The 12811-nt window shown below is 57.0% G+C and carries 13 protein-coding genes; 9 read left to right on the forward strand and 4 right to left on the reverse strand.

Annotated features, from left to right (window positions below):
- Position 1 precedes the first annotated feature (1 nt).
- From ACERY3_RS20695 to ubiA, 4 genes are all read left to right on the forward strand, one after another.
- Positions 2-1339 carry a maltoporin gene (locus tag ACERY3_RS20695; protein WP_072210885.1) on the forward strand — a complete coding sequence of 446 codons (1338 nt, stop codon included), beginning with the start codon at positions 2-4 and terminating at the stop codon, positions 1337-1339.
- Between the two features lie 112 nt (positions 1340-1451).
- Positions 1452-2405 carry a maltose operon protein MalM gene (malM, locus tag ACERY3_RS20700; protein WP_373226393.1) on the forward strand — a complete coding sequence of 318 codons (954 nt, stop codon included), beginning with the start codon at positions 1452-1454 and terminating at the stop codon, positions 2403-2405.
- A gap of 180 nt (positions 2406-2585) precedes the next feature.
- Entirely contained in the window at positions 2586-3083 is a 498-nt protein-coding gene (gene ubiC / locus ACERY3_RS20705) for a chorismate lyase (protein WP_023334136.1), read from the forward strand.
- A gap of 12 nt (positions 3084-3095) precedes the next feature.
- Positions 3096-3965, forward strand: coding sequence for a 4-hydroxybenzoate octaprenyltransferase (gene ubiA, locus ACERY3_RS20710; protein ID WP_032662636.1), 870 nt, complete (start codon positions 3096-3098; stop codon positions 3963-3965).
- An 85-nt stretch (positions 3966-4050) separates the two neighbouring features.
- Here ubiA and zntA read toward each other — a convergent pair whose 3' ends face one another.
- Both zntA and ACERY3_RS20720 read right to left on the reverse strand, forming a co-directional pair.
- The gene (zntA, locus tag ACERY3_RS20715) at positions 4051-6222 is read right to left on the reverse strand and encodes a Zn(II)/Cd(II)/Pb(II) translocating P-type ATPase ZntA (protein WP_319877129.1); all 2172 of its coding nucleotides are present in this window, start codon (positions 6220-6222) and stop codon (positions 4051-4053) included.
- 76 nt (positions 6223-6298) lie between these two features.
- Complete coding sequence (locus ACERY3_RS20720) at positions 6299-6925, reverse strand: lysoplasmalogenase (RefSeq protein ID WP_023310011.1); 627 nt, start codon at positions 6923-6925, stop codon at positions 6299-6301.
- A gap of 129 nt (positions 6926-7054) precedes the next feature.
- Here ACERY3_RS20720 and ACERY3_RS20725 point away from each other — a divergent pair, with 129 nt between their 5' ends.
- Positions 7055-7411, forward strand: coding sequence for a DUF2500 domain-containing protein (locus ACERY3_RS20725; RefSeq protein ID WP_373226395.1), 357 nt, complete (start codon positions 7055-7057; stop codon positions 7409-7411).
- A 60-nt stretch (positions 7412-7471) separates the two neighbouring features.
- On the opposite strand, the gene ACERY3_RS20730 is transcribed toward ACERY3_RS20725, so the two are convergent.
- Both ACERY3_RS20730 and rsmD read right to left on the reverse strand, forming a co-directional pair.
- Complete coding sequence (locus tag ACERY3_RS20730; RefSeq protein WP_010436509.1) at positions 7472-7753, reverse strand: DUF1145 family protein; 282 nt, start codon at positions 7751-7753, stop codon at positions 7472-7474.
- Entirely contained in the window at positions 7737-8339 is a 603-nt protein-coding gene (gene rsmD, locus ACERY3_RS20735) for a 16S rRNA (guanine(966)-N(2))-methyltransferase (RefSeq protein WP_023310014.1), read from the reverse strand. Before rsmD ends, ACERY3_RS20730 begins: the two co-directional genes overlap by 17 nt.
- A gap of 127 nt (positions 8340-8466) precedes the next feature.
- Here rsmD and ftsY point away from each other — a divergent pair, with 127 nt between their 5' ends.
- The 4 genes from ftsY (at position 8467) to rpoH (ending at position 12752) form a co-directional block, all read left to right on the forward strand.
- Entirely contained in the window at positions 8467-9927 is a 1461-nt protein-coding gene (ftsY, locus tag ACERY3_RS20740; protein WP_373226397.1) for a signal recognition particle-docking protein FtsY, read from the forward strand.
- A gap of 2 nt (positions 9928-9929) precedes the next feature.
- Positions 9930-10595: a cell division ATP-binding protein FtsE gene (gene ftsE, locus ACERY3_RS20745; RefSeq protein ID WP_025758973.1), complete on the forward strand. Its 666-nt coding sequence runs from the start codon at positions 9930-9932 to the stop codon at positions 10593-10595.
- Positions 10588-11643 (forward strand): permease-like cell division protein FtsX, encoded by a 1056-nt coding sequence (gene ftsX / locus ACERY3_RS20750; protein WP_373226399.1) that lies wholly within the window; start codon positions 10588-10590, stop codon positions 11641-11643. Before ftsE ends, ftsX begins: the two co-directional genes overlap by 8 nt.
- Positions 11644-11894: 251 nt before the next feature.
- Positions 11895-12752, forward strand: a complete 858-nt coding sequence (rpoH, locus tag ACERY3_RS20755) for an RNA polymerase sigma factor RpoH (RefSeq protein ID WP_023310018.1) — start codon at positions 11895-11897, stop codon at positions 12750-12752.
- Positions 12753-12811: the final 59 nt, after the last annotated feature.

The following is a 12811-nucleotide window of genomic DNA, read 5'->3' on the forward strand; positions in this document are numbered from 1 at the left end:
AATGATGATTACTCTGCGCAAACTTCCTCTGGCAGTTGCCGTCGCAGCGGGCGTAATGTCTGCTCAGGCAATGGCCGTGGATTTCCATGGTTATGCTCGTTCCGGTATCGGCTGGACGGGTAGTGGCGGCGAACAACAGTGCTTCCAGGCAACCGGTGCTCAAAGTAAATACCGTCTGGGTAACGAATGTGAAACCTATGCGGAACTGAAACTGGGCCAGGAAGTGTGGAAAGAGGGCGATAAGAGCTTCTACTTCGACACCAACGTCGCGTATTCCGTGGCGCAACAGAACGACTGGGAGGCCACTGACCCGGCGTTCCGTGAAGCCAACGTGCAGGGTAAAAACCTGATTGAGTGGCTGCCAGGTTCGACTATCTGGGCCGGTAAGCGCTTCTATCAGCGTCATGACGTCCACATGATCGACTTCTACTACTGGGATATTTCAGGTCCTGGTGCAGGTCTGGAAAACATCGACGTAGGTTTTGGTAAGCTCTCTCTGGCTGCAACCCGTTCTTCTGAAGCCGGCGGTTCTTCATCCTTCGCCAGCAACAGCGTTTATGACTACACCACTCGCACGGCGAACGATGTCTTTGACGTGCGTTTAGCCCAGATGGAAATTAACCCGGGCGGTACCCTGGAGCTGGGGGCTGATTACGGCCGTGCAAACCCACGTGATGATTATCACCTGATCGACGGCGCATCTAAAGATGGCTGGATGTTCACCGCTGAACACACGCAGAGCATGCTGAAAGGCTACAACAAATTCGTTCTGCAATATGCAACTGACTCTATGACCTCTCAGGGTAAAGGTCTGTCGCAAGGTTCGAACATTGGCACCACTGACGATATCAACTACGGCATCAACAACAACGGGCACCTGTGGCGCGTACTTGACCACGGTGCTATCTCGCTGGGCGATAGCTGGGATCTGATGTACGTCGGTATGTACCAGGATATCAACTGGGATAACAACAACGGTACTAAATGGTGGACCGTAGGCGTTCGTCCTATGTACAAATGGACGCCTATCATGAGCACTCTGCTTGAAGTGGGCTACGACAACGTCAAATCTCAGGAAACTGGCGAAACCAACAACCAGTATAAAATCACCCTGGCACAACAGTGGCAGGCTGGCGACAGCATCTGGTCACGTCCAGCAATCCGCGTCTTCGCCACCTATGCCAAGTGGGATGAGAAATGGGGTTATGCGCCTTCAGGTAAAAACTCCGTTGCGGGTTACACCCCAGGCATGGCCTATAGCGATACCACTGCGAAAAGCTTCAGCCGCGGCGACAACGATGAGTGGTCCTTCGGCGCCCAGATGGAAATCTGGTGGTAATCCCGTCTTAACCTGACGTAATGACCAAACTGAGGGGCGCAAGCCCCTCAATCCTTGGGACGGCGCGCTATTGCCTGGCTACCGCTGACCTGTGCATTTTGAGGTGATAACAATGAAAATGAACAAAACTCTCCTTGCCCTTTGTTTAACCGCAGGGCTGCTGGCAAGCGCGCCTGCTGTAACGCTCGCTAACGTCAATTTCGTTCCGCAAAACACAACATCCGCGCCAGCCATTCCGACAGCTGCATTGCAACAGCTTGTCTGGACCCCTGTCGATCAGTCTAAAACCCAGACCACCCAGCTCTCAACGGCTGGTCAGTCACTTAATGTTCCGGGTATTACCGGCCCTGTCGCTGCGTATAGCGTACCCGCCAATATTGGTGAACTGGCCATTACCTTGACCAGTGAGGTTAATAAGCAGACGAGTGTATTTGCACCAAGCGTGTTAATTCTCGATCAGAACATGACGCCATCTGCTTTTTTCCCAAGTGAATACTTTACGTATCAGGAACCCGGCGTGATGAGCGCTGACCGTCTGGAAGGCGTCATGCGCCTTACGCCAGCGCTGGGCCAGCAAAAACTCTACGTTCTGGTCTTTACTACGGAGCAAGATCTCCAGAAGACCACCACGTTGCTCGATCCGGCTAAAGCCTACGCAAAAGGTACCGGTAACGCGATTCCTGATATTCCAGACCCGATTGCTCGTCACGTCACCGACGGAACGTTAAAGCTGAAGGTGAAAACGAACAGCGGTTCAAGCGTGCTGGTCGGCCCGCTGTTTGGCTCTTCCGGTTCCGGCCCTGTCACTGTAGGTAACACAGCTGCTCCTGCCTATACCGCGCCAGCTGCCACGGCAGCCGCACCGGTAGCGACCGCAACTCCTGCCCCGGCGAAGAAAGCCGAGCCGGTACTGAACGACACCGAAGAGTACTTCAACAACGCCATTAAGCAGGCGGTGAAGCGCGGCGATGTCGATAAAGCGCTGAAACTGCTTGATGAAGCCGAACGTTTAGGTTCAACCACTGCCCGTTCCACCTTTATCAGCAGTGTAAAAGGCAAGGGGTAACCGTTTCCCCACAGTGCTGATTTGTTAGTAGTTTGGTGCGCCTGAGTGGGCGCACTTTTTTTCGTATCCGCCAGACTGTTGCGCCCATGTTGCGATCGTGATCGTTAAATAACGTTTGGCCCCCCTCAATCCGTGTTTCTGCGATACAATGCCATTACGTTATGTATCGGAGAGTCTGGCATGTCACACCCTGCGCTAACGCAACTGCGTGCGCTGCGCTATTTCGATCAAATACCTGCGCTTGATCCGCAGCAGCTTGACTGGCTGTTGCTGGAAGATTCCATGACGAAACGTTTTGAGCAACAGGGTAAAACGGTCACGGTGACCCTGATTCAGGAAGGGTTTGTCTCTGGTGATGAGATCGCCAGCGAGCTGCCGCTGCTGCCGCAAGAGCCACGCTACTGGCTGCGCGAAATTTTACTCTGCGCTGATGGTGAACCGTGGCTTGCCGGGCGGACTGTGGTGCCCGAGTCCACCCTTTCCGGGCCAGAGCTGGCGCTGCAACGTCTGGGGAAAACGCCTCTGGGGCGTTACCTTTTCACCTCGTCTGAGCTTACCCGGGATTTTATTGAGATTGGTCGTGATGCCGAACTCTGGGGGCGTCGTTCCCGCCTTCGCCTGAGCGGTAAACCGTTAATTCTGACGGAGCTTTTTTTACCGGCATCACCGTTGTACTAAGAGGAAGAAAAAATGGAGTGGAGCCTGACGCAGAATAAGCTGTTGGCGTATCACCGCTTAATGCGTACCGATAAACCCATTGGCGCGTTACTGCTGCTGTGGCCGACCCTGTGGGCGCTGTGGCTCGCCACGCCGGGCGTGCCGCCGCTGTGGATCCTGGCCGTGTTCGTTGCCGGCGTCTGGCTGATGCGCGCGGCGGGCTGCGTGGTGAATGACTATGCCGATCGTAAATTCGACGGTCATGTTAAGCGTACTGCCGGACGTCCGTTACCCAGCGGGCAGGTCACCGGGAAAGAAGCCCGCGTGCTGTTCATTGTTCTGGTGCTGCTCTCTTTCCTGCTGGTGTTAACCCTCAACACCATGACCATTCTGCTTTCCGTTGCGGCGCTGGCGTTAGCCTGGGTGTATCCGTTTATGAAGCGCTATACCCACCTGCCTCAGGTGGTGCTGGGCGCGGCGTTTGGCTGGTCGATTCCGATGGCGTTTGCGGCGGTTAGTGAGTCCTTACCGCTAAGCTGCTGGCTGATGTTCCTGGCGAACATTCTCTGGGCCGTGGCGTATGACACGCAATACGCGATGGTAGACCGCGACGATGACCTGAAAATTGGCATTAAATCCACCGCCATCCTCTTTGGTCGTCAGGACAAGCTGATTATCGGCATCCTGCAGGTCGCGGTACTGGCGCTGATGGTTGCGATCGGTCGCCTGAACGGGCTGAACTGGGAGTTTTACTGGTCCGTGCTGGTGGCGGGACTGCTGTTTGCGTACCAGCAAAAGCTGATTGCGAAGCGTGAACGCGACGCCTGCTTTAAAGCGTTTATGAACAACAACTATGTCGGTCTGGTGCTGTTTTTAGGCCTGGCGATGAGCTATTTCTTATAAAAAAGTCGGGTGGCGGCTTCGCCTTACCCGACCTACGAGTTAGCAGGACATGTACCCGGTAAGCGTTAGCGCCACCGTGCTTTTTTTATCGGCGACGCAGCAGCCGAAGCGCGTTCGCCGTCACCAGCACCGTTGCCCCGGTATCCGCCAGCACCGCCAGCCACAGTCCGGTCATGCCGAGCAGGGTCGTCACGAGGAAAATTCCTTTCAGCCCGAGCGCAATGCCGATGTTCTGACGGATGTTGGCCCGCGTCGCGCGCGCCAGGCTAATCATCTGCGCCAGCCCGGTCAGGCGGTTGTGCGTCAATGCCGCGTCGGCCGTTTCCAGCGCCACGTCGGTGCCGCTGCCCATCGCAATACCGATGGTGGACGCTTTCATCGCCGGGGCATCGTTAATCCCGTCACCGACCATTGCCAGCGGCGCGCGGGCGTTCAGCTCCGTCACGGCGCTGACCTTATCCGCAGGCAACAGTCCGGCTTTAAACTCCAGCCCCAGCTCTCCGGCAATCGCTGCCGCCGCTCGAGGGTTATCACCGGTGAGAATAACGCCCTGCACGCCCAGCTTGTGCAGCGCCGCCACGGCTTCTTTTGCGTCATCGCGCAGGGTATCGCGCAGCGCCAGCATCCCTTTCGCGACGCCGTCCTGCATAACGGTCACGACGGTTTGTCCGGTCTGTTCTAACGCCTCAACCTCTGGACTGGAAGACTTGCCCGCCGCGACAATCAGCACCTTTTTACCGTCAACGGTGGCCTCAATCCCTGACCCGACCAGCGCCCGCTGGGCGGTTGCCGGAGGGATATTCAGCCCGCGCGACTGCGCTTCTCGCACAATCGCCTGCGCCAGCGGGTGAGTGGACCCCTGCTCAACGGCGGCGGCCAGTGTAAGTAGCTCATTTTCACTGATTTCCTGCGGATATACGCCGGTCACCTGCGGCTTGCCCACAGTTAACGTACCGGTTTTATCGAAGGCGATATGCTGGACCTGGCTCAGCTGTTCCAGCGCCGCGCCGCCCTTAATCAGCGCGCCGCGACGCGCCGCAGCCGCCAGACCTGAGGTAATTGCCGCCGGGGTGGAAATCACCAGCGCGCACGGGCAGCCAATCAGCAGCAGCGTCAGCCCTTTATAAATCCAGCCCTCCCACGGCGCGCCAAAGAACAGCGGCGGGACGACGGTGACCAGCAGGGCAACCAGCATGATGGCAGGGGTATAAATCCGGCTGAAGCGATCGATAAAGCGTTCGACCGGCGCGCGGCGCTCCTCTGCCTCTTCAATCAGCTTGAGGATACGGTCGATGGCGCTGTCGCCCGGCTCGGAAAGCACGGTGAGCTGCACCATACGGTCGACGCTGGTGGCGCCAGCAGGCACTTTTTCACCCGCGGCACGCTCTACCGGAATGGATTCCCCGGTCAGGGCGCTTTCATCAAAGCTCGCGGTGGCGGTAAGTAGCGCGCCGTCTGCGGGCAGACGCCCCCCTGCGGCCACTTCAATCACGTCGCCCGGGCGCAGCGTACTGATGGCGACCGTTTCACGCGTGCCGTTTATCACGCGAGTGGCGGTTTCCGGCTTCAGCGCCATCAGCGCGCTGACCCCTTTACGCGCGCGGCTCGCCGCCCAGCCCTCAAGGCGTTCGCCGATTAAGAACAGCAGCAGCACCATCGCCGCTTCTGCCGTCGCGCCAATGAACAGCGCGCCGATCGCCGCCACGCTCATCAGCGTTTCGATTGCAAACCAGCTGCCGCTTTTCATCAGGCGCAGCGCCTGACGGGCAATCGGGAACAGGCCGACCAGCGTGGTGGCGATAAACGCCAGATTGCCGAACGGATGGTTAATCTGCTCCAGACCCCAGCTCAGGGCCATCATGATGATGAGGGTAATGAGCGGCAGGTTTTCTTTCAGGGAGGAGGCTTTTTCAACGGGCACCGTTTCGCTGCGCAGGGTATAGCCCGCCTGGCTGACGGCGGCTTCAACCTGCTTGCTGACGTCGCTATCGGCGCTAACCAGCAGCTTTTCGGTGGCGAACAGCACCTGAACGTGATCCACGCCCGGCACCTGCTTGACGGCGTTTTCCACCTTGCGGGCGCAGGCCGCGCAGTCCATGCCGTTGACGACCCAGCTATAGCGGTTGCCGTTTTCAGGAAGGGGTTGAGCTGGCGTTTCGCACGCGCCTTCGCAGCAGCAGTCGTCTTTCGACGGAGCCGGGCTGAGCTTAAGTGCCGAGAATTGAGGAACTTTTTTAGGTATTTCTGGAGTCGACATGGCAGTCTCCGGCAATGATAATTTTCTCATTAACCGCAGCATACACTCTGGAGTCGACTCCAGAGTCAAGCGCTATTTAGATATACAGCGAACGCACAATCAGGAAATGCCCGGCAAAGTAACACGCGGAGGCAATCGCGTTATCCGCCCGGAAGCGGCGGCGATAGTGGCTGCCCAGCCACACGATATTCCCAATCAGCAGCAGCGCGGCGCCGAAGAACGCGGACATCGCCGGAGCGGTCGGACGGAAGAACCACAGCTCGCCCGCCAGCCACACCATCACCAGCGTCATGGCGATAAACGTACAGACCGGCAAACGCATCTCTTCCAGACGCGACCAGATCACCGCAATCAGCAGGGCGCCAATCACCAGCAGCACCAGCGGCAGCGGCCAGAAGAAGGAGAGCGTCATCTGGCTGGCAAAGTAGATGGTATACAGCAGATGGGAGAGGAAGAACGCCCCAACGGCGTACAGCAGGCGCTGGCGCGGCAGCAGGGTTAAGGCATCGCCAATCAGGGATGCACACAGCCCGGCGAGCACCAGATAGCTGACGGCGTTGAACATCGGCGCTTGCCAGGCCAGCAGCAGCAGGAGCAACAGCGTGACCGGTTTAAACAACCAGCGCTGCCAGGTGGGACCGCGATACGACGCATCGACATAAAGCCATGCGGAAAAACAGACAGCGATAAATGACCAAAGCATATTAACTCCCTGTATCTGTTAAGTCTGAATAATCAGTTTCTGATCCAGTGTAGTGACGCGGGCGGGCGTTTGGCAATGGCGGGGGAGGCAAGGTATCCTGAATTCCGCAAAATCTGATGGGATTGTCGAATGAGCAAGATGCCGCTTTTTTTCATTATCGTGGTGGCGATTATCGTCATTGCCGCCTCGTTCCGTTTCGTGCAGCAGCGCCGCGAGAAGGCGGATAACGATGCCGCACCGCTGATGCAAAAGCGCGTGGTGGTGACCAACAAACGCGAGAAACCGCTCAACGACCGCCGCTCGCGCCAGCAGCAGGTGACGCCTGCGGGCACAGCAATGCGCTATGAAGCGAGCTTTAGACCGGAAACGGGCGGCCTGGAGATGACCTTCCGCCTGGAGGCGCAGCAGTACCATCAGCTGATGGTGGGTGAGAAAGGAACGCTGAGCTACAAAGGGTCGCGGTTTGAAGGGTTCAGGACGGAATAATGCACGAACGGTCCCCTCTCCCTGTGGGAGAGGGTTAGGGTGAGGGCATCAGGCCGCGCCTTACTTCTTCACCTGCGCCTTAAACTTCTTCATCCACACCAGCAGTTCAAACACGCCGAAAATAAACACGCGCAGCTGCTGCCAGCCCGTCATCTGCGGGCCGTCTTTCGGCAGGCCGTTTTTCAGCATCACCATCTGCAGGGCGTGCATAAACGACGTGAAAATCAGCGCGACGTTAACGAAAATATTCATCGGACGCGGGAAGGGGTGTACCAGGTTGAGAATTAAAAACGCCCAGACGCCCAGCATCAGCAAACGTCCCAGGTTAATCAGTACCGGCATCGGAGCCTCCTTGTGCCTGACGGTGATACAGACGATAAGCGACCTGGCCGGCGACCTTTTCGCGGTGCAGATCCCAGTGGGCGGGAACCGGCGGTAAACCGTTTTCCACTTCGCTTTCAACGTAAATTAGCGCGTCATCCGCCAGCCAGCCGTTTTGCTCCAGCAGGGATAACGTCTCTTCCAGCAGCCCCTTGCGGAACGGCGGATCGACAAACACCACGTTATGCGGCGTGCCTTTCTGCGCAAGAAAACTCAGCGTGTTGGTGTTCACGACTTTGGCGTTGCTCGCCTTCAGCGTCGCCAGATTTTGCTGCAGCGTCTGCGCCACGCCGCGCTCCATCTCCAGCAGCGTGGCGCTGGCGGCATAGCGCGACAGCGCTTCAAGCCCGAGCGCGCCGCTTCCGGCGAAGCAGTCCAGGCAGTGGGCGTCTACCATTGACGGGGCCAGCCAGTTAAACAGCGTCTCGCGCACGCGGTCGGTGGTAGGGCGTAAACCGGGGCTGTCCGGCACCGGTAATTTCCGGCCTCGCCACTGACCGCCGATAATACGAATTTGACCGGCCGGGGCGCGGTTGGGTTTCTTCATCTCAGGAAAGCTCTGTTAACAATTGGCCTGCGATTGCGGGCGGTGATGTCAATTAAGTAAAGTGTTAGACTATTTCATCATTTTTTTAGCTTCCATGTATATAGCGCCGCGAGGAGTGTAGTCGCAGATGGCAAAACAAAAAAAACGTGGCTTCTTTTCCTGGCTGGGCTTCGGTGAAAAAGAGCAAGAAACAGAACAGAAAACCGAAGAGCAACAAGCCGTTGAAGAGCAGTCACAGCCTGAAACGCCTGTAGAAACCGCCGCGGTTGTCGAAGCGGAAGAAACGGCGCACAGCAAAGAAGAGATTGAAACCTTTGCACAAGAGGTGGTTGAGGTCACGGAACAGGTTCAGGAGAGCGAGAAGCCAGAGCCGGTTGTCATTGAGGCCCTTGCCGAAGCGCCGCAGGCCGTTATCGAGCACGAAGAGCTGCCGCTGCCGGAAGAGGTGAAAGCCGAAGAGGTTTCTGCCGAAGAGTGGCAGGCGGAAGCGGAAACCGTTGAAATTGTTGAGGCGGTGGAAGAAGAAGCGGCACTCGAGCCTGAACTGACCGACGAAGAGCTGGAAGCCCAGGCGCTGGCGGCAGAAGCCGCGGAAGAGGCGGTCATCGTCGTGCCGGTTGAAGAACAGCCGGAAGAAGAGAGCGTCCAGGAGCAGGAAAAACCGACCAAAGAAGGTTTCTTCGCGCGCCTGAAGCGCAGCCTGCTCAAAACCAAAGAAAACTTAGGTTCCGGATTTATCAGTCTGTTCCGCGGCAAGAAGATCGACGACGATCTCTTCGAAGAGCTGGAAGAACAGCTGCTGATTGCGGACGTCGGCGTGGAAACCACCCGTAAGATCATCGCCAATCTGACCGAAGGGGCGAGCCGCAAACAGCTGCGCGACGCCGAAGCGCTGTACGGTTTGCTGAAAGACGAGATGGGTGAAATTCTCGCAAAAGTTGACGAACCGCTTAATATTGAAGGCAAAACGCCATTTGTTATTCTGATGGTCGGCGTGAACGGCGTGGGTAAAACTACCACCATCGGCAAGCTGGCGCGTCAGTTCGAGCAGCAGGGCAAATCGGTGATGCTGGCGGCGGGCGATACCTTCCGCGCGGCAGCGGTTGAGCAGCTGCAGGTTTGGGGCCAGCGCAACAACATTCCGGTGATTGCCCAGCATACCGGCGCGGATTCCGCGTCCGTGATCTTCGACGCCATCCAGGCGGCGAAGGCGCGCAACGTGGACGTGCTGATTGCCGATACCGCAGGGCGTTTGCAGAACAAATCGCACCTGATGGAAGAGTTGAAGAAAATCGTTCGCGTCATGAAGAAGCTGGACGAAGACGCGCCGCATGAAATTATGCTGACCATTGATGCCAGCACCGGACAGAACGCCATCAGTCAGGCGAAGCTGTTCACTGAAGCGGTAGGACTGACCGGGATCGCGCTGACCAAGCTGGACGGCACCGCGAAAGGCGGGGTGATCTTCTCCGTGGCCGATCAGTTCGGCATTCCTATCCGTTACATCGGTGTGGGCGAGCGTATTGAGGATTTGCGTCCGTTTAAAGCGGACGACTTTATTGAGGCATTATTTGCCCGAGAGGACTAACAATGATTCGCTTTGAACACGTCAGCAAGGCCTATCTCGGTGGGAGACAAGCGCTGCAGGGGGTAACATTCCACCTGCAGCCGGGCGAGATGGCATTCCTGACCGGCCATTCCGGCGCGGGGAAAAGTACCCTGCTCAAGCTTATCTGTGGGATCGAGCGGCCAAGCGCCGGGAAAATCTTTTTCGGCGGCCATGAGATCAGCCGCCTGAAAAACCGCGAAGTGCCGTTCCTGCGTCGTCAGATCGGCATGATTTTCCAGGATCACCACCTGCTGATGGATCGCACCGTTTTCGATAACGTGGCCATTCCGCTGATTATTGCCGGCGCCAGCTATGACGATATCCGCCGTCGCGTCTCTGCGGCGCTGGATAAGGTCGGGCTGCTGGACAAAGCGAAGAACTTCCCGATCCAGCTCTCCGGCGGTGAACAGCAGCGCGTGGGCATCGCCCGCGCGGTGGTGAACAAGCCTGCCGTACTGCTGGCGGATGAACCAACCGGTAACCTGGACGATGCCCTGTCCGAAGGGATTTTGCGTCTGTTTGAGGAATTCAACCGCGTAGGAGTCACCGTATTGATGGCCACGCACGACATCGGGCTCATTTCCCGTCGTTCGTACCGCATGCTGACCCTGAGCGACGGGCATTTGCACGGAGGCCACGGTGAATAAGCGTGATGCAATAAACCAGATTCGGCAGTTCGGAAACCGGTTTGACCGTTTCCGTAAGCCGCAGGGCGGTGGTGACGGCAATCGTAATGCGCCGAAGCGCCAGAAGGCCGCGCCAAAACCGGCCTCCCGTAAAACCAACGTGTTTAACGAGCAGGTGCGCTACGCCTTCCACGGCGCGCTGCAGGATCTGAAAAGCAAGCCGCTGGCGACGTTCCTGACGGTGATGGTGATCGCCATCTCCCTGACGCTGCCAAGCGTCTGCTATATGGTCTATAAAAACGTCAACCAGGCGGCCTCACAGTATTATCCGTCTCCGCAGATCACGGTCTATATGGATAAAGCGCTCGACGATAAAGCCGCGGCACAGGTGGTTGGGCAAATCCAGGCCGAGCAGGGCGTGGAGAAGGTCAACTATCTCTCACGTGAAGACGCGCTGGGCGAGTTCCGTAACTGGTCTGGTTTTGGCGGCGCGCTGGATATGCTCGAAGAGAACCCGCTGCCCGCCGTGGCGGTGGTGATCCCGAAGCTGGATTTCCAGGGGACCGATTCGCTTAACACCCTGCGCGATCGCATCACGCGCATTAAGGGCATTGATGAAGTGCGCATGGACGACAGCTGGTTTGCGCGCCTTGCTGCCCTGACCGGGCTGGTAGGACGCGTCGCGGCGATGATTGGCGTGCTGATGGTGGCGGCGGTCTTCCTCGTCATCGGTAACAGCGTGCGCCTGAGCATCTTTGCCCGTCGCGATACCATTAACGTGCAGAAACTGATTGGTGCGACGGATGGTTTCATCCTCCGACCGTTCCTTTACGGTGGCGCACTGCTCGGTTTTTCCGGTGCATTTCTTTCACTGATATTGTCAGAAATTTTGGTGATGCGGCTTTCGTCCGCCGTCACTGAAGTGGCGCAGGTTTTCGGAACGAAGTTTGATATCAGTGGCTTAGGCTTCGATGAGTGCCTGTTGCTGCTGCTGGTTTGCTCGATGATTGGGTGGGTGGCAGCCTGGCTGGCAACCGTTCAACATTTACGTCACTTTACTCCCGACTAATAAAAGCGTGATATAATCTTTCCCTGCACCGAGATGCTCGCTCTGCAGGGAAAGCGTCCCTGTTGTCGCTTCCCCTGTTATCATCTCCATGTCACAATTTGTGCGTAATTTATTCACCGTTGCACCTGGAACTTGTGGATAAAATCACTGTCTGATAAAAGAGTGAATGCTAATCTCGTTGCTCAAACGCTTTGGCATGGTTGTTGCCTGACGGGGACGACCAGGACCAGAAGAAACATTGAGAGGAATGAATGACCAAAGAAATGCAAACTTTAGCTTTAGCCCCTGTTGGTAACCTGGAATCTTATATCCGGGCTGCGAACACCTGGCCGATGTTAACGGCCGAGGAAGAAAAGGAGCTTGCTGAAAAGCTGCATTACCAGGGCGATCTGGAAGCAGCGAAAAAGCTGATCCTGTCTCACCTGCGCTTTGTTGTTCACATTGCTCGTAACTATGCGGGCTATGGCCTGCCGCAGGCGGACTTGATTCAGGAAGGTAACATCGGCCTGATGAAGGCTGTGCGTCGCTTTAACCCGGAAGTGGGTGTGCGACTCGTCTCCTTCGCTGTGCACTGGATCAAAGCAGAAATCCATGAATACGTGCTGCGCAACTGGCGTATCGTGAAAGTCGCCACGACAAAAGCGCAACGCAAACTGTTCTTCAACCTGCGTAAAGCCAAGCAGCGCCTGGGCTGGTTCAACCAGGATGAAGTGGAAATGGTGGCGCGCGAGCTGGGCGTAACCAGCAAAGACGTGCGTGAGATGGAATCCCGTATGGCCGCGCAGGACATGACCTTTGATATGTCCTCCGACGACGACGCATCTGACAGCCAGCCAATGGCGCCGGTTCTGTATCTGCAGGATAAAACCTCTAACTTTGCTGACGGCATCGAAGAGGATAACTGGGAAGATCAGGCCGCGAACAAGCTGACCCATGCGATGGAAGGCCTCGACGAGCGTAGCCAGGATATTATTCGCGCCCGCTGGCTGGACGAAGACAACAAGTCCACGCTGCAGGAGCTGGCCGACCGCTACGGCGTTTCTGCGGAACGTGTCCGTCAGCTTGAAAAGAACGCCATGAAAAAACTTCGCGCCGCTATCGAAGCGTAATTTTCGCGAAGTACACCGAGAACCCCTGGATGAAAGTCCGGGGGTTTTGTTTTTTTAGC

The organism is Enterobacter cloacae complex sp. ESBL7 (assembly GCF_041679625.1).
GTDB classification, from domain to species: domain Bacteria; phylum Pseudomonadota; class Gammaproteobacteria; order Enterobacterales; family Enterobacteriaceae; genus Enterobacter; species Enterobacter asburiae_B.